The organism is Neorhizobium sp. LMR1-1-1.1, from assembly GCF_040675795.1.
In the GTDB taxonomy this organism is placed as follows: Bacteria; Pseudomonadota; Alphaproteobacteria; order Rhizobiales; family Rhizobiaceae; genus Neorhizobium; species Neorhizobium cellulosilyticum.
Genome location: NZ_JBEGHE010000047.1, coordinates 87,018 through 108,851, shown reverse-complemented (window position 1 = coordinate 108,851; position 21,834 = coordinate 87,018). Strand labels below are relative to the sequence as shown.

Below are 21,834 nucleotides of genomic sequence, written 5' to 3'. Positions count from 1 at the left end.
GGGAGAAGGGATATGCCGCTCCCTCACCGCCTGACGCCCCGTCGCGTTGGGCACGTCCCCTCTCCCCCCTGCGGGGAGAGGGTTAGGGTGAGGGGCAGCTTCACACATAACAACCAGCTCCATGGGAGGAGCATCCATGACGACCCGAGACCGCCTATATCTCTTCGACACCACCCTTCGTGACGGGCAGCAGACGCCCGGCGTTGATTTTTCCGTCGAGGACAAGATCGCGATTTCGGCGATGCTGGACGAATTCGGCTTCGATTATGTCGAGGGTGGTTATCCCGGCGCTAATCCGACCGACACGGCCTTCTTCACCGAGAAGAGGACGATCAAAGCAAAATTCGTCGCCTTTGGCATGACCAAGCGCGCCGGCATTTCCGCCTCCAACGATCCGGGCCTTGCCACGCTGCTGCAGGCGAAGAGCGATGCCGTCTGTTTCGTCGCAAAGAGCTGGGACTATCACGTCAGGATAGCGCTCGGCTGCACAAATGAAGAAAACCTCGCCTCCATCCGCGATAGCGTCGAGGCGGCCAAGGCTGCGGGCAAGGAGCCGCTGGTCGATTGCGAACATTTTTTCGACGGCTACAAGGCCAATCCGGAATACGCTCTTGCCTGCGCCCGCACCGCCCATGACGCCGGAGCGCGTTGGATCGTGCTCTGCGATACCAATGGCGGAACACAGCCGAATGAGGTGCGCGAGATCGTCTCCGCCGTCATTGCCACCGGTATTCCCGGCGCGTCGCTCGGCATCCATGCGCATGACGATACCGGCCAGGCGGTGGCCAATTCGCTTGCCGCCATCGAAGCCGGCTGTCGCCAGGTTCAGGGCACGCTCAACGGCATCGGCGAACGCTGCGGCAATGCCAACCTGATCACGCTGATCGGAACGCTCTGTCTGAAGGAGGCCTATGCCTCCCGCTTCGAGACGGCGATCGACCCGGAGCGGCTGTCGGGGCTGACGCGCCTGTCGCACGCCTTCGATGAGCTTCTCAACCGCTCGCCCAACCACCAGGCACCTTATGTCGGCGCATCGGCCTTCGCCACCAAGGCCGGCATCCATGCCTCGGCGCTGCTGAAGGACCCGCGCACCTACGAGCATGTGACACCGGACAGTGTCGGCAACCTGCGCAAGGTCATGGTGTCGGACCAGGGCGGCAAGTCGAACTTCATCAATGCATTGAAGCGCCGCGGCATAGAGGTTGCCAAGGACGACCCCAAGCTCGACCACCTGATCTCGATCGTCAAGGAACGCGAGGCAACCGGTTATGCCTATGAGGGCGCCGACGCGAGCTTCGAACTGCTCGCACGCCGCACGCTCGGCACGATCCCCGAATTTTTCTCGATCGACGGGTTTCGGGTGATGGTCGAACGCCGCTTCGACAGTCTCGGGCGCATCAAGATAGTGTCCGAGGCGGTGGTGAAGATCGTCATCGACGGCGAGAACCATATGTCGGTGGCGGAAGGCGACGGCCCTGTCAACGCGCTCGACCTCGCACTCAGGAAGGATTTCGGAAAGTACCAGAACGAGATCGACGACCTCGTTCTGGCAGACTTCAAGGTGCGTATCCTCAACGGCGGCACCGAGGCCATCACCCGCGTCCTGATCGAATCCACCGATGGAAGCGGCGTGCGCTGGTGGACGGTCGGCGTGTCGGAAAACATCATCGATGCCTCGTTCCAGGCACTGATGGATTCGGTCATCTACAAGCTGATGAAAAACCGGGAACTGGCGGGCCGGATTGCTGCTGAGTGAACTCTATCGCCGCAGCACATCCGCCAGTGATGCCACCGCGATTGCCACTGTCGTATAGGCTTTGTTCCAGTCCGGCGAGCGTTTGCCCAGTTCGAGCAGGCGCGACTGGGTAGCGTCGAGGGCCTTGAAGGCGTCGGCTCGGGTGCCGTCATGGCTGTCGGCTTTTGTCGCTGCGTAATAACGCCGTGTCTTGAAGCGCGGATTGGCGCCGGGTTTGACTTCCAGCCTGTCCTGATCGCCGTCAGCATGGGCGTTGATGATCGGCGCGACGGATCCGGCACCAGATCTCAGCGCCTCTCGCATCGGGCCGTAATCGCCGTGATAGGGTATGCGCCGCGAGGTCAGTTCAAGCCCCTGGCGAATGCAATCCAGCCGATAGACGGGAGACGCCGTCATGCATTCGCTTCGCACCGAGGCCAGATCCCTGACAATGCTCTGCGTGACAAGACCGTTGAGGCTCTGGTCATAATCCGACGCCCCGTCGCGGCCTTCGGCGCGGGCATCCTGCGCATGGACCGCCGGCGTTATCGACAGGGATTGAACCGATGCCATCACGATGAAAAACAGCAAGCCCCGAACACCCATTATCGCCCCTTCCGATTGCTATCGGAGCCTCATATCCGTGCCCCCGCACGTCAGACGCCCCACGCAAGATGCTACCCTAGAGCCGCGGCAATCGGAATGGCTTTCGGGCGGCGTGAGAGACGCCGCCCGAAAACAAAGACCTATTGCTTGAGCAGGATCCGGCCGAGGAAATCGTTCATCAGCGGCGCGATCTCGTCGAGCTTGTCTTCCAGGGCGAAATGGCCGGTGTCGAGTATATGCATTTCGGCATCCGGCAGATCCTTCAGGTAGGGATGCGCGCCGGCTTCCGGGAAAATCTTGTCGTTCTTGCCCCAGACGATCAGTGTCGGCGGCTTGCGGTCGCGGAAGAATTTCTGGAACTGCGGATAAAGCGGCAGATTGGTGCGGTAGTCATAGAACAGGTCGAGCTGGATCTCGTTATTGCCGGGCCGATCGAGCAGCGCCTGGTCCTGCAGCCAGTTGTCGGGGCTGATGCGAGAAACATCCCTCACCCCGTCGGTATACTGGAATTTGGTGGCATCCAGCGTCAGTATGCCCTTCTGAACCTCGCGATCCTTTTCCGATCCGCTTGCCCAATAGGCCCTGATCGGGTCCCAGAATTCCTTCAACCCTTCCTCATAAGCATTGCCGTTCTGGACGACGAGGGCCGTCACCCGCTCGGGGTGTTTCAGCGCCAGCCGGTAGCCGACCGGGGCACCGTAGTCCATCACATACATGGCGTAGTTCGTCGCGCCGATCCGGCCGAGGAGATCATCGACGATATCGGTGTAATGGGCGAAGCTGTAGGTGAACTTGGTGTGGTCCGGCGCATCGCTGTAACCGAAGCCCGGATAATCCGGCGCGATCACCCGGTAGCGATCTGCAAGCAGCGGGATGAGGTTGCGGAACATGTGCGAGGAGGTCGGGAAACCGTGCAGCAGAAGCACGACCGGCGCATCCTTGCGGCCGGCCTCGCGATAAAAGACCTTGACGCCCTCCACCGTGGCGTAACGGTAATGGATGACGGCGGGTGCGGGGCGCGCAGCGGCGATCATGTCGGCGGCAGTTGCAGCGCCCGGAAGCGCCGCGAGACTGGCAAGCGACAATCCAAGGGAGATCACAAATCGATTCATTTCCATTCTCCAAGTGGTTGACATTACAATTAAAACTTTCGACGCTGCCGGATGTCCTTCGACCGGCTGCATGGGCGTCCGGCAAAGGCCGGTAAACGGGAAGACGATGGACCGCATAGAAGCGATGACGATGCTGATCAGGGTTGCCGACACCGGCAACTTTTCGGCCGCCGCAAGATCGCTCAACGTCCCGGTGACCACGCTTTCGCGCAAAATCTCGGATCTAGAAGCGGCGCTCGGGGCAAAGCTTCTCGTTCGCAGCACCCGCAGAACCGACCTGACGGATGCCGGCAGCAGCTATCTTGCGGCCGCACGGCGGATCATCGAGCAGGTGGAGGAAGCCGAACGCGAGGCGGCAGGCGAGTTCACCGAACCGAAAGGCCGGCTGGTCATCACCGCGCCGATCCAGTTCGGCCAGTTGCATGTGCTGCCGGTCGTCACCGACTTCCTTGCCCGTTTCCCTGAAATCGACATCCGCCTGCTGCTGCAGGACCGAAACCTGCAGCTGGTCGAAGACCATATCGACATGGCCGTGCGTATCGGTCGGTTGCCGGACAGTTCGATGATCGCGACTTCAGTCGGATCGGTCCGCATGGTGGTCTGCGCCAGCCCAAGGCTCATCGCGGCGCAAGGCATGCCGGAAACCCCGCTGGATCTTTCCCGTTTTCCCTCTGTCACGATCGAGACACCACTCTCCCAACCCGGCTGGCAATTTCGCGAAGCGGGCGACCGGTCGCCTTTCTCGGTCTCGCCTACCCCTCGCCTGTCGGTCACCACGGTCGAAGCGGCATTACAGGCGGCCATCCGCGATGCCGGCGTCATCCGCCTCTTCCACTATCAAGTGGCCGATGCCGTGAAGGCCGGCGACCTGAAGATCATCCTTGAAGATTACGAGACCGATCCTGTCCCGGTGAGCCTGATCCACGCATCACGGGGCCAGATGCCGCTGAAAATGCGCAGCTTTCTAGACTTTGCCGTTCCAAGGCTCAGGGCAGTCTTTCCGATCGAGACTTAGGCTGGGCCGGCCTTTGCCCGAAGCGCCGCATTTTCCTTTTCAAGTTCGGCAAGCCGATCCTGCAGCGGCCGCACGGCGGCTGCGACTTCCTTTTCGGTGAAGCGCGGGGTGATATGCTGCGGGCAGTTCCAGTCGAAGGCTTCCAGCCGCACCTTGAAGATGCGCTCGGCCTTACCGCGATAGCCTGCGTCGGTAACGAGAGCGGTGATCGCCGGGTCTTCATCCAGCGCCAGTTTTTCGACATGCGCATAGATTTTCAGCCGGGCGCGGCGCGGATAATCCATCAGGAACAGGCAGGCCTTGTCGCTGGAGGCCAGATTGCCGGTCGAGATGTACTGGCGATTGCCACGGAAATCGGCGAAGGCAAGCGTGCGGTCGTCGACGACTTTTAGGAACCCTGCCGGTCCGCCGCGATGCTGGATATAGGGCCAGCCGGTCTCGGAGACCGTAGCTATGTAGAAGCTGTCGCGTTCACCGATGAATGCCTTTTCGCCTTCGGTGAAGCGATCCATCGTGCGGTCGCCGGAAAAATCCGACCAGAAATGATCGATGCCCATTTCGGCTTGTGCTGCCCGCACGCTTGGCGTCGAGGCGATATCGAGAAATCCGTAGGACATGGCGTTCTCCCTTGAAACCTGAACCGGGGATCGATGGCGATCCCGCGCGGTTCGTTGGGAGAACTATGCCTCTTTTCATTCCTCGTAATAATCGGCCATTTCTGGAGATCATCTCTCCGGAAAATGGGCAGATGAAATCAGGGCTCGTCGAATGACAGGCCCCAGTCTTTCTCGCCATACCATTCCTCGCCTGTCGCCTCCGTCTTCCAGCGCAGGCTTCTTACCCTGCGCAGGCCACGCGCCCGGAAAGCGGCTTCCAGCCCGGCATGACGACCTTCCGGTACCGGCTTGGTACTTTCACCCCAGATGAAGGAGACGATCTGCAGGAAGCGCGCGCCAAAACCCTCAGCCTGACGGTCGATCATCAGGTAGCCCGCATGACGGGTGAAACCGATGCGGCTTTTTTCGATCGCCGGAATGCCGAGCGGGAAGATCAGGCGACCATAGGGCGCGAGCTTTTCAATCCAGGCTTCTGGCGGGTGGTCGAGGGCGAAATTGGCGTAGATGACATCGGCTTCTTCTCTCGGCCAGTCGAAGGCATCGCCCTGCACCACCTCGACATTTGCGTATGAGGCGAGATTGGCCTTCGCCCTTTGCGCCAGCGAGGCATCATATTCCACCCCGATCACCCGACCGGACGGGCCGACGAGTTCGGCCATGATCGCCGTATAATACCCGACGCCGGCGCCCATATGCACGACCGTCTCGCCCTCGCGGATCTTGAACGCGTCAAATGCCGCCGCATGCAGCGAGGGGGATCCGTTGTTGATGCCCTTTTCAGTCTTCAGCCCGACAAGCACATCCTGATAGAGCACGATCGGATCGGTCGAGGCGACGGGGCGGTATCCGCTGCCGAAGATATCGTCGAATATCCAAGGCGGCGGGCCGACATAGTCCTCGCGCGGCACGCGGGCAAAAGCGGCAAGCAGTCGCGCATTGTCGTCCACCCCGGCCTTGGCGAGGAGCTGGAGCGCATAGTTGCGACGATGCGCGGGCTGGTCTTCCAGGTTCATACGTCATTCTCCGGTCTGTTATCCATCATGCCGCGCTTTCCACCCGATCTGGCCTCTCGATCAGATTTGCGAAAGAGCTTCGCGTGTGGGTGGCAGGATGGATGACTTGTCTCAATGCAAGGTTCAAAGAAATGAATTGGTAGCACAGGGCACGATCCTGTAATTGCGCCATGATAATTACAAACACAATTACAACAGAATGCCGGAAGCACCCCATGGCCACCGAAAACGCCGCGTCCCCCGCCAACACGCCTGTTGCGGTCAATGAAGATACGCCACGCGGTTTCGCCTTCGGCTTGACTGCCTATTTCATGTGGGGTTTTCTGCCCTTCTACCTGAAGGCGGTGTCTCATCTTCCGCCGATGGAGGTGCTGGCGCACAGGGCGATCTGGTCCGTCCCTGTGGCGGGTATCGTGCTTATCATTCTCGGCCGGCTGAAGGATGTCCGGGCAGCATTCGCCAATCCGCGCATGCTCGGCATGGCCTGCGTCACCGCGACATTCATCACCCTCAACTGGGGCGTCTATGTCTGGGCGGTTGCCGCAGGACACGCGCTCGATGCCGCTCTCGGCTATTTCATCAACCCGCTGTTCAGCATCTTTCTGGCCGCCGTCATTCTGAAAGAAAAGCTCGCACCGTTGCAGATGGCGGCAATCGGGCTGGCCGTCGTGGCGGTCGCCATCCTTGCCTGGGGCGCCGGCGGGCTTCCGTGGGTATCGCTGGCTTTGACCTTCACCTGGGGCATCTATGCGCTCTTGCGCAAGACGCTGCCGATCGGCCCCAACCAGGGGTTCTTTCTCGAAGTGCTTTTGATCAGCATCCCGATGCTGCCCTATGTCATCTGGCTCGAAGCGACCGGACAGGGCCACTTCCTTGGCGGAACCGGTTTCGACATGGGCATGCTGGCGCTTTCCGGTATCGTGACCGCGGGGCCACTGATGATCTATGCAAACGGCGCCAAGCTTTTGAAACTGTCGACCATCGGCATCATGCAATATATCGCGCCGACGATGATCTTCCTGATCGCGATCTTTGCCTTCGGCGAGCCGCTGAGCCCGATAAAGCTTACAAGTTTCGTCTTGATCTGGGCGGCGCTGGCGCTCTACACCGTCGCCATGCTGCGCCAGTTGCGCGGCCGCTGATTTTCGCCACTGGTTCTCAAGGACAGACCGTCATGCAGATGTCAGACATTCCCTTCGGCGCGACCGACTGGTCGGAGATCGAACCGACCGTGCACAAGGGCGACAAGGGCCATTCGACCTGGCGGACGCAGCATTTCGGCGGCATTCGGGTGCGGATGGTCGAGCACTCGCCGGGTTATCTGGCCGACCACTGGTGCGAAAAGGGTCATATCCTTCTGTGCCTTGAAGGCGAGATGACGACGGAACTCGCCGACGGGCGGATGTTCGTGCTTAAACCCGGCATGAGCTATCAGGTTGCCGACAAGGCCGAGCCGCACCGCTCCTCGACGACGACCGGCGCAAAGCTGTTCATCGTCGACTGACTACGCGTTCAGACGTAGTCCTCTGGCCTGTCTTTCCGTCATCCTCGGGCTTGTCCCGAGGATTTATCCACGTCGCAAAAGCCGATATGTAGCAGATGCTCGGGACAAGCCCGAGCATGACACAGGATTGAGACTGCTACAGCTTTGAAATAACTGCCTCTTCCCCCTTTGAAGACGCCGTGATCTCGTCGCGCTCCAAAATTGCCGGCACGATGTCGTCGACCTCTGCGATGACCAGCGGCTGGACGAGATGGGCGCGGTGGATGAAGCCTTCGCCGCGCATGTGGTTTACGAGCGACAGCATCGGATCCCAGAAGCCGCCGATATTGGCAAAGACCATCGGCTTTTCATGGCGGCCGAGCTGGCCCCAAGTCATGATCTCTACGATTTCTTCAAGCGTGCCGATGCCGCCGGGAAGCGTGACGAAGGCGTCGGAGCGCTCGAACATCTTGTGCTTGCGCTCATGCATGTCCTTGGTGATGATCAGTTCGTTCAACTGACCTAGCGAATGGCGGGTCGCCTCCATGTCGACGAGGAATTCCGGGATGATGCCGGTCACCTGGCCGCCATTCGACAGGACACCGGCAGCAACTGCCCCCATGATACCCTTGGTGCCACCGCCATAGACGAGCCGCAGACCATGTGCGGCAATCGATTTTCCAAGCGCGCGGCCGGCGGCGATATAGGCAGGGTCACGGCCAGGCTGGGAACCGCAGTAGACGCAGATGGATCGTATTGGCACAGTTTTCTCCATTGGGCATTCAAAGGTGCGTCAGTTGTGGTCGCACCACACAAAATTGACGGGAAAATCCCGCAAGAGCAAGGCTTTATGACGTGAAAAGCTTGTTAAGAAGGGTGGAAAGGGCTAATCGGTAAAGTAGCGGAAACTCAGGCCCTATGAGGCAAAAGACGATGAAGAACCGTGCCGGCTGGCTCGCACTGATTGTACTTGCAATTGCTTCGTTGCTGATGATCTTCGTTGTCATGCCGAGGATTAACCAGGAAAGCAAGCCAGTCGCAGCCGCGATCAATGCTGCCGGCGATGCGGTCAAGGATGCCGTTACCGAGGGTAACAAGCCTCAGGAGACAGCGAAGGTCGAGCCTCAGACGACAGCTCCATCCTCTGCCCCGGCCAATGCGCCTGCAGCCGCCGCTGCGCCTCAGGCTGCCTCCCACGATACACCGACATTCGACGTGCTTCGCGTCGAACCGGACGGCTCCGCGGTCATCGCCGGCCATGCGGCACCCAATTCCACCCTCGAGATCACCAACGGCACTTCCGTCATCGCCAAGGTCGATGTCGGCCCGAGCGGTGATTTTGCCGCCGTGCTGGACAAGCCGCTGCCCCCCGGCGACCATCAGATCGTGCTCAAGGCAACGGGCAAGGACGGCAAGGTCTTCACGTCGGAAGAGGTCGCAACGGTTTCCGTGCCCGCCGACAAGAACGGCAAGCTTCTCGCCATGGTGACGAAGCCCGGCAAGGCGAGCCGCCTGATCGCCGTTCCGGAAGAAGCCGGCAAGGCCGCGGCTGCACCGGCGGCGACACAGCCTGCGGCAGGCGTCGAGGTTTCGGCCGCCCCTGCTGCTCCCCAATCCACCGACGTCGCTTCCGCTCCGTCTTCCGGCACCACTGCTCCGGCAGCGGCGCCTGCCATGTCGAGCGAGCTGCAGATCACGGCGGTCGAGATCGAAGGCTCGAAAATCTTCATCGCCGGCGTCACCAAATCGGGCCGTCAGGTTCGCGGCTCTGCCGATGGCTCCGTCGTCGGCCAGGCACAGGCCGGGGGCGACGGACATTTCGTCATTGACGGAAGTGCAAACCTCACCGTCGGTGATCACCGTATCGCCGTCGAGGCGCTCGGCAGCAATGGACAGGTTCTGGTCCGCGTCGAGGTGCCGTTCAACCGGCCGGCCGGCGATCAGGTTGCAGCCGTCGCATCGCCCGCGCCGACAAGCCCGGTCACGGTTTCCGATGGTGGCGCCTTCGACAATTTGCGCGGACAGGTGGCAAAGGCATTTTCGCTGCTCAAGGGCCTTTACGACGCAGGCAAGGTTCCCACCCTTGAAAGCATGACGGCAGCCCGTTCGGCAACCTCGATTGCGCTGCAGTCGCTTGGCGAATACAGGCTTCCGGCCGGTGCTTCCATCAATGCGACCGAAGCTGTCGGTGTCACGGCCGCCCATGCCAATGCGGCCCGCAAGGTGCTGGAAGACCTGCCGCGTGACGTGGCAGCGGTCGGTGCTGCCCTCGACAATCTGACCAAACTGATTGCCGATACGGTCGGCCCGGCACTGGCGCAGCAGTTCGGCGGCGCACCACAGACCGTGGCTTCGGCCGACGGTACGCGCACGTTCCAGCAGGCTCCGCTGACCCAGAGCAGCAGCAACTCCGTCATCATCCGCCGCGGCGACACGTTGTGGCAGATCGCGCGTCGCGCTTATGGCCAGGGCGTGCGCTACACGACGATCTATCTCGCCAACGAGGAACAGATCGCCAATCCGGATGTCATCCAGCCCGGCCAGATCTTTGGCGTGCCGGAACAGTTCCGGCCGGATTCGGAAGAACTGCATCGTGAACGGCTGCAGCATCGCAAGGGCTGATTGGTCCGCATCATCGATTTCCCCGGCCGGCGGTCCCAACAGGACCGCCGGCCGAAGTGTTTCTGAGAGCATGCAGTGCAGAGACGGATTGAGGGTCGAAGTCTGGTGTGCGGAACTTTCGCACTGGCGTCTGCGCGGGAAAGCGGGGATGGCTGAAGGGTATTTGAAAAAATCTTCGGAGCACGCGCAATCGCTTAGCGGTTCCGTCGACGCCTCTTCATCCCCGCCCTCACCGACAGGCCGATAATCACGTCGTCATCGGATGGGAACCGGGTTCGCGAACCGGCCTCCTTCACAACGGGTTGCCACTCGGTCTCCGGTGATGGTCGCGATTGCGATCGAACGGGAACTGACAAGTCCCGCAGGATCAAATGAGCCGGCCGGGGCAGGCGGAAAGCCTGAAATACCAAATACCCGATACCCCACCGCCTGCCCCTTCCCTATTCACCGAACCGGCCTTGCCGGTGCGGCTATCGGCGTTTGCCGGATTGCCACTCTCCGAAAGAATTGCGAGCACTGATCAGCTTCGCGCATGCCAGCCGCGGGACGCTTGCCTCATTGAGAATGACCGAATCGATTGACGCCAAGCCGATATTCTTCGCGAGGACAAAATGATTTCCAGCATCAGCTCCAGCCGGGCCTGGCCGCAACAGGTCGTGTTCAAGGCTTTTAACGACACGTCCGGCAATCCGGACAATCCGACACCCGGCTCGTCCGCCGCATCGCTTTCGCGGCTGTTCTATTCCGAAGCCGCCGATGAGGACGAGGATTACGGATATGAAAACGAACTGTCGTCGCAGTTCGGATCGATGCAGCGAACGGCAACGGAAAACAGCGCGGATCGATATACTGATGGCGCAATCGATGACATATCCTCGAATGCGTTCATGAAGGCTCTGCAGCAGAAGCTCGATCTATTGAAAGCCAGCGAAGATACATCCGCCATGGCCGAAACGATGCAGGCGGCGCTTGGAGATGGCCGGCTGACCGTCACCGATGTCGTTACCGGCGAGCAGGTCATCGCCCGCGATGTGGCGGGTGGCGACACGACATCCGGTGAGATCATCCAGGTCGCGACATCCGAATGGAGCAGCTTTCTCAGGGACACGCTCTTGCGCGACTCCTACGGCCGGTTTGTCCGCAACCAGGATTCCAGCCATATAGATAAGGCAAGCGGGGCCAGTTCGTATTTCGGTATGATCGGTGAAACGCATTACTATCTCACATGGACGGCAACGTCGAATTCCTGACGCCGAGCACATCCGCGCACTCGGATTGACAACTCCAGCATCGGCTGGAACACAGGTTCTGTCGCCTGCCTGAAACAGAGCCTATGGGAGTCGTCGTCATGCTGCGCTCGCTCTTTCTCTCGATCGCGTTCTTTTTGCGCGCCACGAATGCACTTCAAGCGCAAGAAGTGCAGGAGAACGTTGTTCTCTCCGTGGAACGGGACGTGGTGCGATGGGCCGCTGTCTACAAGATGCAGCCGGCACGAGAGGATGATCCCTACTTCCACGTTCGTGTCTTCGAACATCGGAAAGGTTGGCAGCCTTGGAAATTCAGGCCGCTCATCTTCCATATGGCCGTTACACCAGAGGCGCTGCAGGCCAGCCGCATTGACAGGCAGGCAACAATCTACAACTACAAGGATGTTGAGATCCGCGCAGCTTATCCCGCTGGCTGAATGGTTCTGAAGCGCGTACCAAAGTTCCCATCTGCGATACGGATATTCTGAACTGTATCGCAAGGCTGCAATAACACTCATGCAGCGCCTCATCGGCTCCATAGTACGTGCCCTTTATCTCCGATCGCCGCCCTCACTTCTGCGACTTTTTCTCGTGCCGCAAGCGGCGCCGGGAAAGAAACCGTTTCGACGGGCTGGGGAATAGCGCTTTTACAAGCGCCACCAATCATTGAGCGTATAAACCGGAAGCCAGCAAAACGACGGCGAAGAGAAAAACCGGGACTGACCAGTAATCCATCCGGATGAAAAACAGGTCGTGCCGCGCGCCCGGCAATCCCGTCCTGTTGAGAAAACGTCCGAGCTTCCAGTTGAGCAACCCGGCCACGAGAAAGATTGCCGCGAACTCGAAAATCTTCGCCCAGTCCGGCAGCTGCAGCGTTTCCGTCACCCAAAGCGCGGCGAAAAGCCCGGCAAAGATTACAACTCCGATGAGAGGGATGGTGAGAAAACCCCATCCGCGCCAAATAAAAACCATTTCAGTCCATCCAATTCCATCAAATCCGATTTCAGTGCCCCTCGTATGTGCAGATCGCCTCCGGCCGGCAAAGCAATGCCAAAAGGCATTGCCGGTGTTTCAGCGGCTCATTGAAGCTCTGCGAGAATATCGTCGTAGAGTTTGCAGGCGCCATTCGGATCGGTTGCAGTCTGAGCCTGTCCCGCCGTCATCTTCTGGGCTACGGCTGCAGCTCTCTGCGGGTCCTTTGCTGCCAGTTCCTGCATCTTTTGAGAGACTTCAGTCGCCTTGGCGGTCAGGTCTTCTGCGGTGCAGGCAAATGAGGGAGTTGCCGCGATAATGAGAGCGGCGGTCAGGAGGTAAGTTTTCATGTTATTCCTTATCAAATCCCCCGGTTGCAAACGGGGCGCCGCGGTGGAATTCACGCGGTTATTTTCGGTCCAACTGCGGAGACTGGGCCGCCGAAGCCCATATGGGGTTACAATCGTTATGGGATCGTAGCCACAGCTGGGCCAATTCTTGTGGTCATGAATGCGCTCGGTAAAGGTTCTTTATGGCATTCGCACCTGCGACCCACACCCTCCCCCCAATCCATAACCACCCTATTTCCAGCGGAAACACCCGGCCTGACATTGCATCCGCCTCCTTTGCCGCCTATGTGCCGAGTGGCGCCTCTTTCGCGCGTCCCGGAGACCTGCATGTCGAACAAGAAGAAGATCGTTTCCGCGGATGACGGCAATCCGCTCGGAACACTCGTCAACCTGTGGCCCTATATGTGGCCGACAGGGCGTGCGGACCTCAAGGCGCGGGTGCTCTGGGCCACGTTCTTCCTCATCCTCGCCAAGCTGGTGCTTCTCTCGGTTCCTTATTTCTTCAAATGGGCGACCGATGCGCTGAACGGCAAGCTGGATATGGCTGGGCTTCTGCCGGCCTTCCTGCTCGGCGCCGTGGTGCTGGTCATCGCCTACAATTTCACCCGCATCCTCCAGGTGGGCCTGAACCAGCTGCGCGACGCCCTATTTGCCTCGGTCGGCCAGCATGCGGTGCGCCAGCTTGCCCACAAGACCTTCGTGCACATGCACCAGCTTTCGCTGCGCTTCCACCTAGAGCGCAAGACGGGCGGGCTTTCGCGCATCATCGAGCGTGGCACCAAGGGCATCGAAACGATCGTCCGCTTCACCATCCTCAATTCGGTGCCGACGCTGATCGAGTTCGTGCTGACGGCCATCATCTTCTGGGCGGCTTACGGTTTTGCCTATCTCGCGGTCACGGCGATCACCGTTGCCGCCTATATCTGGTTCACCATCAAGGCCAGCGACTGGCGCATCGCCATTCGCCGGACGATGAACGACAGCGATACCGACGCCAATACCAAGGCGATCGACTCGCTTTTGAACTTCGAGACGGTCAAATATTTCGGTAACGAAGAGATGGAGGCCAGGCGCTTCGACGTGTCGATGGCGCGTTACGAAAAGGCCGCCACACAGGTCTGGACCTCGCTCGGCTGGCTCAACTTCGGCCAGGGCGTTATCTTCGGTCTCGGCCAGGCCGTGATCATGATCATGTCGGCGCTGGCAGTACAGCGCGGCGAACAGACGATCGGCGATTTCGTCTTCGTCAATGCGCTTTTGATGCAGCTTTCGGTGCCGCTCAATTTCATCGGCTTCGTCTACCGCGAAATCCGCCAGGGTCTGACCGATATCGAACAGATGTTCGAGCTTCTGGAAGTCGAGGCGGAAGTGACCGACCGGCCGGATGCAAAGCCGCTCGTCCTCAATGCTACGAGCAACGAAAAAGGCGCCATCGCCTTCAAGGATGTCCGTTTCTCCTACGATCCCGAGCGGCCGATCCTCAAGGGCATTTCCTTCGAGGTGCCAGCCGGCAAGACGGTTGCTATCGTCGGCCCATCGGGTGCCGGCAAATCGACGATCTCCCGCCTGCTCTATCGCTTCTACGATATTCAGGACGGCTCGATCACCATCGACGGCCAGGATGTGCGTGACGTGACGCAGAAGTCGCTGCGCGCGGCGATCGGCATGGTTCCACAAGATACGGTGCTGTTCAACGATACGGTCGCCTATAACATCCGTTACGGCCGACCGGGTGCCGATGACACGGAGGTGCAGAAGGCAGCCGAGATCGCGCAGATCGATACGTTCATCAAGCAGCTTCCTGACGGTTATGAAACCAGGGTTGGCGAACGCGGCTTAAAACTTTCCGGCGGAGAAAAGCAGCGGGTGGCGATCGCCCGCACGATTTTGAAGGCCCCGCCGATCCTCATACTCGACGAGGCGACCTCGGCACTCGACACGACGACTGAACATGAGATCCAGTCGGCGCTCGACAAGGTTTCGGAAAATCGCACGACGCTTGTCATCGCCCACCGGCTTTCGACCGTCATCGGCGCCGACGAGATCATCGTGCTGCGCGCAGGCGAGATTGCCGAACGCGGCACGCATGCCGGCCTGCTTGCAGAAAACGGTCTCTACGCCTCGATGTGGAACCGTCAGCGGGAAGCGACACAGGCGGAAGAACATCTGCGCCAGGTGCGCGAAAGCGACGATCTGGGTGTCGTCACGCGCGGCACGCCGGCGGCGGAATAGCGAATCCCAATAGAAAGTTAGGCCGAAGCGATGAAACGAAGGATGAATTTTTCCTGGAAACGCATGGCGGTGGCGGGCAGCCTCGTGCTCGCCTACCTTCTCGTGCTGACCTTCTGGGGCTCACCGCTTCTGGCGCTGACGACCTGGCTCGGTCTCGTCGACCCGGCGAAAATCTGAAACCCCAGCAAGCCGAGGGGCGCCCGCCGGGCAACGGGGCCAATGCTGTGAAGGCCACTTGCCGGATAGCAATCTACCAGCCAAGACATGGAACACCTGCCTTAGGCTGCGTCTTGCCAACCGGAATGCTTTCGCGTCGTTCCGGCGTAAACTCCACCGTCTCGCACAACACGAATGTCGTCTTGTCGGAGCGGCGCGGAGATTTGCCGACACCGTAGATTTCCGCTGCCGCATGCAGCAGCTGCGCAAACTCCGGCGTGGAAATGCCATCGGCCCGCCGAAGCTGGGCGATCAGTGGGTCGGATACGACATCTTCGATGGTCAGGTCGCGTTTCATGGTTTTGCTCCTCTATCAAAACCTGTACACGGGGTGGACTACAGTCACATTGCAAAACTACGGCCAAAAAGGGGCATTTTCGATGTGGCAAATTCTCCTTATGCGAGAAATCGCGCGTCAAATTCACGCAGGCGATCCCATCTCAAATATTGCCCATATCTGACCGCGGAAAGCTGGTATTTGAACACTGCGATAAAACGCAAAAAGCCGCCAACCGGGCGGCCTTGTTCAAGACAAAGCGGTGTTGACAATGGCGGCGGAAGACAGATCCACCTGACAGAAAGGCGTGGTCAAAGCGAGGAAGAAACCTCGAGTACAGCCTTTCCACCTGCGCATCAGAGCATGCTTGTGCGTCCATTCGGGCGCAGGGCGCTCTAGCGGCGCGACGAACCGAAACGCATGCGTTCGCGATAGCGACGCTGGCTCCAGACCGTATAGGCCACTGCGGCGATCACGATCGCAATATCCGCCGCTGCTATCAGGCACCAAGTAACGCTCATTTCTCCAACTCTTCCGTGTTCCAGCCGAAGCGAATATACGAAAAGTGCTCCCAACAATGGTTTAAGCGCATCCGTAACATTCGACTTTGATGTAAGTCAGCTGCCTCCTGACCGACTTTTGTGACAACCATATGAAAATCGAAGCAAAAGCCATGCCATTTTGCTGCATTGCAGCAAAAATCTGATTCACATTCACATGTGCCAACGTATCCGTCGCGTGATGGTTGCAATCCCCATACGGTTTGGTGAGGAGCACGGAACCGCATTGCCGCGAATACCGTTTTTCGATAGTCAGTGCCGCTAACACAGGCCTTACGCCCCAGGGAGAAACAGTTGATCAACCTCTTCGACACCATCCGCAACACGCTCGTGCCGATCCACAAGGAAGGCTACGTCTTCGTTGCGATCTTTTTTGTCGTGTCACTGATCCTTGGTTATTTCGCCGAACCGCTATTCTGGATCGGTTTGGTGCTGACGCTCTGGTGTGCCTATTTTTTCCGCGATCCCGAGCGCGTCGTGCCGCAGGATGACGATCTGATCGTCAGCCCGGCCGATGGCCGTATCAGCCACGTCGCCATGGTAGTTCCGCCGTCGGAACTGGGTCTCGGCTCAGAACCCATGCTGCGCATTTCCGTTTTCATGAACGTCTTCAACTGCCATGTGAACCGCTCGCCGGTCCGCGGTGAAGTCAAGGTGATCGAATATCGCGCAGGACAGTTCGTCAACGCGGAACTCGACAAGGCAAGCTCCGACAACGAGCGCAACGGCCTCGTCATCGAAAGCCGCCATGGCAATGTCGGCGTCGTGCAGATCGCCGGCTTCGTTGCGCGCAGGATCGTCTGCTGGGTCAAGCCGGGCGAGCCGCTCAATGCAGGCGAACGCTTTGGCCTGATCCGCTTCGGTTCGCGCCTCGATGTGTTCGTACCGAATGGCGGACAGGCGCGTGTGTCGATCGGACAGCTTGCCATTGCCGGCGAGACGGTGCTGGCTGAGTTCGGCTCGACCAAAGGCCCGTCGCTCGGCCGTCGCAGCTGATAGATAGCATCAAGGAGAAAACGGATGATGGATATGCCCCCAGGAGAGCCGAACCGCTCGACCGACGAGGCCCGCGGTCCACGTCTGAGGGAAATCCCCATCCGGTTGATGGTGCCGAACCTCATCACGGTTCTGGCCATCTGTGCGGGCCTGACGGGTATCAGGCTCGCATTCGAGGCACGCTACGAGCTGGCCGTCGCCATGGTTTTGCTGGCTGCCTTTCTCGACGGCATTGACGGGCGGATCGCCCGTCTCTTGAAGGCCACGTCGAAATTCGGCGTGCAGATGGATTCGCTTGCCGACATCATCAATTTCGGCGTCGCCCCAGCGCTGGTCTCCTACGCCTTCCTGCTGGACGGTGCCCGTTCGCTCGGCTGGATTGCGGCGCTGCTTTATGCGATCGCTGCGGGCCTGCGACTGGCACGTTTCAACGTCATGGAAGACCGCGGCATCAAAGCGCCCTGGCAGTCGGAATTCTTTGTCGGCGTGCCGGCCCCGATGGGAGCCCTCCTGATGCTGCTGCCGGTCTATCTCGGCTTCCTCGGCGTCGAGCGTACCCCGTTGTTCATCTATGGCAGCGTCGCATATACGGTCGGCATCGGTTATCTGCTGGTCAGCCGGCTGCCTGTCTGGTCCGGCAAGTCGAGCAAGATCCGCCGGGACATGATGTTTCCGATCATGCTTCTCGTCGTTCTCTATGTCGCGCTCCTGATGAGCTACACATGGGAAGTTCTCTCGGTCACCGTCGTCGCCTATCTTTGCGTGCTGCCATTCAGCGCAAGGGCATGGAAGCGACGCTACGGCACGATCACCATCGAAGACGAACGTACGCACGTCTGACGCGTACTTAGGCAATACGGCACCCGCTGCAATGCACTGAAATTGCTGCATTGCAGCTCCTGCCTGCGGCAAGTTGCCACGCGTAGACTCACCTCATCGAAAAGCAGCGGATAAGCCTTTATTCCGCCCCTATTGCCGGTGATTTCCCGGCGCCCCGCAGCACAGAAGAATCATGCGGGTGAAGTGATGAGGATAAAGACGTGAGCAATACCCAAAAGACCGAAAAGCCGGAACAGAAGCCCGACTTCACTGCACATTTCCGCCCGCTCGGCATCAAGGCCGTTGCAGCAGCAGCCATGATGCTGAAGCGGAAGCCGAAGCTGACGCCGGTCCGGTAAGCCGCTCAGAATTCGCTGAACGCACTCCACAAAAGACCGAACGCCAGCGCGCTCATGACAAGGCCGATCAGGCCGTCCAGAACCCGCCAGGCGGCGGGTCGGGCGAAGATCGGCGCCAGAAGACGGGCGCCGTAACCCAGCCCGAAGAACCAGACGAACGAGGCAATGGCTGCGCCTGCCCCGTAAGCTAAACGTTCATCTCCTTCAAAGCCGGCAGACAGGCTGCCGACCAGCAGGACGGTGTCGAGATAGACATGCGGATTGAGGAAGGTGAAGGCAAGGCAGGTCAAGACCGCCGCCTTCAGTGACAGGCCTTCCGTTTTCTCCGCCACCATGGCCGCAGGCCGCAAGGCGCGCTTGAAGGCCAGCGCCGCATAACTTCCCAGAAATATCGCACCACCGATCGTGACCAGCAGGATCAGCGTTTTCGATTGCGACACGATCGTGCCCATCCCGCCGACACCGGCTGCGATCAATGTCGCATCCGACAGGGCGCAGATCAGGCAGAGCAGGAAGACATGCCGGCGCAGCAAACCCTGGCGCAGGATGAAAGCGTTCTGGGCGCCGATCGCAACGATCAGCGACCCGCCGAGGGCAAAGCCGGACAGACCGGCAGACAGAAGATTCATTTGGGAAGCATTCCGGTGGGAGAAGAAACAGTGAGAGCGGAATCCGCCTAGAACAGCGACATCTGAGATGTGTCTTTGCCGGGTTTCGGAGGTTTGTCCTCAAGCTCCGCGACGGCAACCGGTTTCTGCACATCAGGCCCCATGTTGGAGACCTTGTTGACCAGATCCGAGACGGGGATCGCCTCGAAGAAATCGTCTTCGGCAGGCTTCAGGAGATCGGCGACCTGGCGCGGTTCCTGGGTCTTGCATTCCAGCCAGCGCTCGAAATCATCGGGCCGGATGACGACCGGCATCCTGTCATGAATGCCCCGGATCGCCCGATTGGCTTTGGTCGTCATGATCGCCGCGGTATCGACTTCCGATCCGTCGGCCGACGCATAGGTTTCCATAAGCCCGGCAAACGCTATGACACCGCCGCTCTTCGGCCTGATCCAGTAGGCCTGCGAACTCATGCCGCTTTCCTTCGGCGGACGCTTCCACTCATAGAAACCGGAGGCCGGAACGAGGATGCGGCGATGGCGCATGGCGGCGCGGAAGGAAGCCTTGTCGATCGCCGTTTCCGAGCGGGCATTGATCAGCAGCGGAAAGTCGCGCATGTCCTTGACCCATCCGGGGATCAATCCCCAGCGTGCAAGCGTTGCCCGGCGATCCGGCAGGTTGCTGCCCGGCTGGCGATCGGCCTGTGCGACCACGAGGATGGGTTGCGTCGGCGCGATATTGAATCGCGGCGGAAAATCATCCTCGAAATCGGCGACACCAACTGCGCCAAGAACTTCGTCCGGCTTGTGGGTCAGGGCATAACGTCCACACATCGGTTTTAGATGGCATCCGGTTTGAAAGCGGTCAAGAAATTCGACCGAGCAAAATCAGGCGCTGCGCGGTCCGAACAGGATGATCGCCCCGCCGACGAGGCAGACGATGGCCCCCGTTACATCCCAGCGATCGGGCGAACGGCCCTCGACACCCCAGAGCCAGAGCACCGAAGCGACGATATAGATGGCGCCGTAAGCCGCATAGGCGCGCCCCGCAGCTTCCGCCGGCACCAGCGCCAGCGCCCAGGCGAAGGCTGCCAGCGAAACCATTCCCGGCGCCAGCCAGAGCGCCGACTTGTCGAGTTTCAGCCAGGCCCAGAAGGCAAAACAGCCGGCAATTTCGGCAAGGGCAGCGAAGGCGTAAAGGAGATAGGTCTGCATGGGATTTTATTCGAAATCCTGTCATTTGACGTCCCGTGCCATGTGCAGCACGCGCAGAATCACGATCCGATCTGCGTAGGAACGATAAGCCGTTTCGCCCTTTTACCGCCCTTCGTCGTCATTCATGACATCCGCAAGCAGGGATTCATGAGTATCATATTCTATCCCGAGGCCTTCTGCGATCTGGCTCTCAGCTGACTGGATTGCCTGACGAAGAGACTGCACGCGCATCTCGTAGTCGGCAAGCATACGTATGCCCGCCCGAACGGCTTCAGTTTCCGTTCCAAAGCGGCCGTGTTTTACGAGATCCGCCAGGATGCCGTCATAAGCGTCACCAAGGGAAAAGGTCTTCGCACGCGCCATGGGATGCTCCTTAAAGATCGACAATACGGTATTTTGCAATACTTTTACAATATCGCGATGTGAGGTTAGGATTTGGCAGCCGCACAACCTCCCTGTTACCGAGTAATATCAAAACATGCCCCTCTCCCCCCAAGCCGCCTCTTCCGCAATTCTCGAACGCGATGGTCGCTTTCTGCTAATCCGGCGGAAGAACCCGCCGATGGCCGATCTGTTTGCCTTTCCCGGCGGACGGGCGGAGCCGGGCGAGACGCCGGCAGAAACGGCGCTAAGGGAATTCTTCGAGGAAACCGGCATCCAGGCGCGCAATCCGACGCTCTTTGCCACCTATGACCTGAAGAGCGAGAAGGATGGCGGAAGCCATTTCTTTCTCTCCGTCTTCAGGATCGAGGCCGATCGGCATGTCGAGGCTGTTGCCGCCGACGATGCGGCCGATCCCGGCTGGTACACCGCGGAAGAAATCCGCCGCCTGCCCTGCCCGCCGAGCGTTCGCGATTGCGCCGAAAAGCTGGCGGCGCTCGCAGCCGACCGGTAATATCGGCGCGTCGGATCGCTGCCGAATCATGAACAGGCGAATCGACCTCGGACACCAACCCAAGGAATTCCGTTTGAAATTCGCCGCCTGCCTCGCTCTCCCGATTTTTCTGATCATCGCCTCTCCGCTTGCAGCGCAGGGAACGAAGAAGTCTGCGGCCGAGACCAGGGCTCCGGTTCAGCAACCGGCACCGGCGGAAACCTCCCTTCCTGCCCCTTATGATGCGCAGCTTTTGCGGCTTTCCGAGGTCCTGGGCTCGATCAGCTACCTGCGCGAATTGTGCGGCGCACCGCAGGAGGACTGGCGCCGGACGATGCGGCAGCTGCTCGATTCCGATGCGGCAAACGAGCCAGCGCGGCGGGAGCGGTTGACGGCCGCCTATAATCGTGGATACCGCTCCTTTGCTGCCGTGCACACGTCCTGCACAGTTGCGGCGCGCACGGCTGAGGAGCGATACCGTAACGAAGGCGCAACACTTGCGACGGAAATAACCTCGCGTTTCGGAAATTAGCGGATTATTTACCTCTTTCGTCAGGAAGGCGTGTCGTTTCGATAAAAGGCTGATAAAGTTCTTAACGGCGCAGTAATCAAATCGGCCTCATTGGCCGGCACCGAGGAAAGTTCAGTATGCAGTCAGGCCGCAACGAAATCGATGACATGATCGTCCACGAAAAGATGCAGGTCGCGCTCGAATATCAGAACGACGCCTGGGCAGACGGACGCGCAGACGGTATCGAGCCGGAAATCATCGCAGACGCAGCAATCGCCTTCGCCATGCGCGAAACGATCCGCCAGCGTGGCGAGGAAGGTGCGGAAGCCCTGCTCGAATCACTTCGCCAGCGCATGCTGGCTGGCGAGTTTTCTCCCGAACGCAACATCCAGTAAT

The 21,834-nt window shown here is 59.7% G+C and carries 28 protein-coding genes; 15 read left to right on the top strand and 13 right to left on the bottom strand.

Features of this window, described 5'->3' with window-relative positions; all coding sequences use genetic code 11:
* Window positions 1-136: 136 nt before the first annotated feature.
* Entirely contained in the window at window positions 137-1,756 is a 1,620-nt protein-coding gene (gene cimA, locus MRBLMR1_RS23760; RefSeq protein WP_500066617.1) for a citramalate synthase, read from the top strand.
* Window positions 1,757-1,759: 3 nt separating this feature from the next.
* Here the strand turns inward: cimA and MRBLMR1_RS23755 are convergent, their stop codons facing one another.
* Window positions 1,760-2,341, bottom strand: coding sequence for a hypothetical protein (locus MRBLMR1_RS23755; protein WP_500066615.1), 582 nt, complete (start codon window positions 2,339-2,341; stop codon window positions 1,760-1,762).
* Between the two features lie 140 nt (window positions 2,342-2,481).
* Entirely contained in the window at window positions 2,482-3,453 is a 972-nt protein-coding gene (locus tag MRBLMR1_RS23750) for an alpha/beta fold hydrolase (RefSeq protein ID WP_500066613.1), read from the bottom strand.
* 106 nt (window positions 3,454-3,559) lie between these two features.
* Here MRBLMR1_RS23750 and MRBLMR1_RS23745 point away from each other — a divergent pair, with 106 nt between their 5' ends.
* The gene (locus MRBLMR1_RS23745; RefSeq protein WP_148145431.1) at window positions 3,560-4,468 is read left to right on the top strand and encodes a LysR family transcriptional regulator; all 909 of its coding nucleotides are present in this window, start codon (window positions 3,560-3,562) and stop codon (window positions 4,466-4,468) included.
* On the opposite strand, the gene MRBLMR1_RS23740 is transcribed toward MRBLMR1_RS23745, so the two are convergent.
* Together MRBLMR1_RS23740 and MRBLMR1_RS23735 are read right to left on the bottom strand one after the other, a co-directional pair.
* A complete protein-coding gene (locus MRBLMR1_RS23740) occupies window positions 4,465-5,085 on the bottom strand; it encodes a pyridoxamine 5'-phosphate oxidase family protein (protein WP_500066611.1) in 621 nt (206 codons plus the stop codon). The two genes, MRBLMR1_RS23745 and MRBLMR1_RS23740, sit on opposite strands and share 4 nt — an antisense overlap.
* Window positions 5,086-5,222: 137 nt before the next feature.
* Window positions 5,223-6,098, bottom strand: coding sequence for a protein-L-isoaspartate O-methyltransferase family protein (locus tag MRBLMR1_RS23735; protein ID WP_500066609.1), 876 nt, complete (start codon window positions 6,096-6,098; stop codon window positions 5,223-5,225).
* A gap of 215 nt (window positions 6,099-6,313) precedes the next feature.
* On the opposite strand from MRBLMR1_RS23735, the gene rarD reads away from it, so the two are divergent.
* On the top strand, window positions 6,314-7,240 hold the full coding sequence (gene rarD, locus MRBLMR1_RS23730; RefSeq protein ID WP_148145434.1) for an EamA family transporter RarD: 927 nt from the start codon (window positions 6,314-6,316) through the stop codon (window positions 7,238-7,240).
* 32 nt (window positions 7,241-7,272) lie between these two features.
* On the top strand, window positions 7,273-7,602 hold the full coding sequence (locus MRBLMR1_RS23725) for a DHCW motif cupin fold protein (protein ID WP_500066607.1): 330 nt from the start codon (window positions 7,273-7,275) through the stop codon (window positions 7,600-7,602).
* Between the two features lie 136 nt (window positions 7,603-7,738).
* Here MRBLMR1_RS23725 and MRBLMR1_RS23720 read toward each other — a convergent pair whose 3' ends face one another.
* The gene (locus tag MRBLMR1_RS23720) at window positions 7,739-8,356 is read right to left on the bottom strand and encodes an LOG family protein (RefSeq protein WP_148145436.1); all 618 of its coding nucleotides are present in this window, start codon (window positions 8,354-8,356) and stop codon (window positions 7,739-7,741) included.
* A 158-nt stretch (window positions 8,357-8,514) separates the two neighbouring features.
* Between MRBLMR1_RS23720 and MRBLMR1_RS23715 the strand changes: the two genes are divergently transcribed.
* The 3 genes from MRBLMR1_RS23715 to MRBLMR1_RS23705 all read left to right on the top strand — a co-directional run bounded on the left by MRBLMR1_RS23715 (window position 8,515) and on the right by MRBLMR1_RS23705 (window position 11,887).
* Window positions 8,515-10,203 (top strand): LysM peptidoglycan-binding domain-containing protein, encoded by a 1,689-nt coding sequence (locus MRBLMR1_RS23715; protein WP_500066605.1) that lies wholly within the window; start codon window positions 8,515-8,517, stop codon window positions 10,201-10,203.
* A 611-nt stretch (window positions 10,204-10,814) separates the two neighbouring features.
* The gene (locus tag MRBLMR1_RS23710; RefSeq protein ID WP_500066603.1) at window positions 10,815-11,453 is read left to right on the top strand and encodes a hypothetical protein; all 639 of its coding nucleotides are present in this window, start codon (window positions 10,815-10,817) and stop codon (window positions 11,451-11,453) included.
* Window positions 11,454-11,551: 98 nt separating this feature from the next.
* Entirely contained in the window at window positions 11,552-11,887 is a 336-nt protein-coding gene (locus tag MRBLMR1_RS23705) for a DUF5086 family protein (RefSeq protein ID WP_500066601.1), read from the top strand.
* 226 nt (window positions 11,888-12,113) lie between these two features.
* Here MRBLMR1_RS23705 and MRBLMR1_RS23700 read toward each other — a convergent pair whose 3' ends face one another.
* Together MRBLMR1_RS23700 and MRBLMR1_RS23695 are read right to left on the bottom strand one after the other, a co-directional pair.
* The gene (locus MRBLMR1_RS23700; RefSeq protein WP_500066599.1) at window positions 12,114-12,422 is read right to left on the bottom strand and encodes a hypothetical protein; all 309 of its coding nucleotides are present in this window, start codon (window positions 12,420-12,422) and stop codon (window positions 12,114-12,116) included.
* Window positions 12,423-12,529: 107 nt separating this feature from the next.
* On the bottom strand, window positions 12,530-12,772 hold the full coding sequence (locus MRBLMR1_RS23695) for a hypothetical protein (protein WP_500066597.1): 243 nt from the start codon (window positions 12,770-12,772) through the stop codon (window positions 12,530-12,532).
* Between the two features lie 327 nt (window positions 12,773-13,099).
* On the opposite strand from MRBLMR1_RS23695, the gene MRBLMR1_RS23690 reads away from it, so the two are divergent.
* Entirely contained in the window at window positions 13,100-15,004 is a 1,905-nt protein-coding gene (locus MRBLMR1_RS23690) for an ABCB family ABC transporter ATP-binding protein/permease (RefSeq protein ID WP_183827424.1), read from the top strand.
* A gap of 42 nt (window positions 15,005-15,046) precedes the next feature.
* On the top strand, window positions 15,047-15,181 hold the full coding sequence (locus MRBLMR1_RS23685; protein ID WP_286194669.1) for a hypothetical protein: 135 nt from the start codon (window positions 15,047-15,049) through the stop codon (window positions 15,179-15,181).
* Window positions 15,182-15,254: 73 nt separating this feature from the next.
* Here MRBLMR1_RS23685 and MRBLMR1_RS23680 read toward each other — a convergent pair whose 3' ends face one another.
* On the bottom strand, window positions 15,255-15,518 hold the full coding sequence (locus MRBLMR1_RS23680) for a hypothetical protein (protein ID WP_148145444.1): 264 nt from the start codon (window positions 15,516-15,518) through the stop codon (window positions 15,255-15,257).
* A gap of 374 nt (window positions 15,519-15,892) precedes the next feature.
* Complete coding sequence (locus MRBLMR1_RS23675) at window positions 15,893-16,018, bottom strand: hypothetical protein (RefSeq protein ID WP_281388852.1); 126 nt, start codon at window positions 16,016-16,018, stop codon at window positions 15,893-15,895.
* Window positions 16,019-16,354: 336 nt separating this feature from the next.
* On the opposite strand from MRBLMR1_RS23675, the gene MRBLMR1_RS23670 reads away from it, so the two are divergent.
* From MRBLMR1_RS23670 to MRBLMR1_RS23660, 3 genes are all read left to right on the top strand, one after another.
* On the top strand, window positions 16,355-17,053 hold the full coding sequence (locus MRBLMR1_RS23670) for a phosphatidylserine decarboxylase (RefSeq protein WP_183827538.1): 699 nt from the start codon (window positions 16,355-16,357) through the stop codon (window positions 17,051-17,053).
* A 27-nt stretch (window positions 17,054-17,080) separates the two neighbouring features.
* A complete protein-coding gene (locus tag MRBLMR1_RS23665; protein WP_148145582.1) occupies window positions 17,081-17,893 on the top strand; it encodes a CDP-alcohol phosphatidyltransferase family protein in 813 nt (270 codons plus the stop codon).
* Between the two features lie 200 nt (window positions 17,894-18,093).
* Window positions 18,094-18,231, top strand: coding sequence for a hypothetical protein (locus MRBLMR1_RS23660; RefSeq protein ID WP_183685015.1), 138 nt, complete (start codon window positions 18,094-18,096; stop codon window positions 18,229-18,231).
* A gap of 5 nt (window positions 18,232-18,236) precedes the next feature.
* Here MRBLMR1_RS23660 and MRBLMR1_RS23655 read toward each other — a convergent pair whose 3' ends face one another.
* The 4 genes from MRBLMR1_RS23655 to MRBLMR1_RS23640 form a co-directional block, all read right to left on the bottom strand.
* On the bottom strand, window positions 18,237-18,860 hold the full coding sequence (locus MRBLMR1_RS23655) for a LysE/ArgO family amino acid transporter (RefSeq protein ID WP_500066593.1): 624 nt from the start codon (window positions 18,858-18,860) through the stop codon (window positions 18,237-18,239).
* 47 nt (window positions 18,861-18,907) lie between these two features.
* Window positions 18,908-19,672 carry an SOS response-associated peptidase gene (locus tag MRBLMR1_RS23650; RefSeq protein ID WP_500066591.1) on the bottom strand — a complete coding sequence of 255 codons (765 nt, stop codon included), beginning with the start codon at window positions 19,670-19,672 and terminating at the stop codon, window positions 18,908-18,910.
* Between the two features lie 54 nt (window positions 19,673-19,726).
* Window positions 19,727-20,053, bottom strand: coding sequence for a YnfA family protein (locus tag MRBLMR1_RS23645; RefSeq protein ID WP_183827433.1), 327 nt, complete (start codon window positions 20,051-20,053; stop codon window positions 19,727-19,729).
* 102 nt (window positions 20,054-20,155) lie between these two features.
* Window positions 20,156-20,416 (bottom strand): type II toxin-antitoxin system ParD family antitoxin, encoded by a 261-nt coding sequence (locus MRBLMR1_RS23640; RefSeq protein ID WP_148145449.1) that lies wholly within the window; start codon window positions 20,414-20,416, stop codon window positions 20,156-20,158.
* Between the two features lie 115 nt (window positions 20,417-20,531).
* Here MRBLMR1_RS23640 and MRBLMR1_RS23635 point away from each other — a divergent pair, with 115 nt between their 5' ends.
* The 3 genes from MRBLMR1_RS23635 (at window position 20,532) to MRBLMR1_RS23625 (ending at window position 21,833) form a co-directional block, all read left to right on the top strand.
* Window positions 20,532-20,948, top strand: a complete 417-nt coding sequence (locus MRBLMR1_RS23635) for an NUDIX hydrolase (RefSeq protein WP_148145450.1) — start codon at window positions 20,532-20,534, stop codon at window positions 20,946-20,948.
* Window positions 20,949-20,976: 28 nt separating this feature from the next.
* A complete protein-coding gene (locus tag MRBLMR1_RS23630; RefSeq protein WP_500066588.1) occupies window positions 20,977-21,459 on the top strand; it encodes a TIGR02301 family protein in 483 nt (160 codons plus the stop codon).
* A gap of 116 nt (window positions 21,460-21,575) precedes the next feature.
* Window positions 21,576-21,833, top strand: a complete 258-nt coding sequence (locus MRBLMR1_RS23625) for a hypothetical protein (RefSeq protein WP_112457080.1) — start codon at window positions 21,576-21,578, stop codon at window positions 21,831-21,833.
* Window position 21,834: the final 1 nt, after the last annotated feature.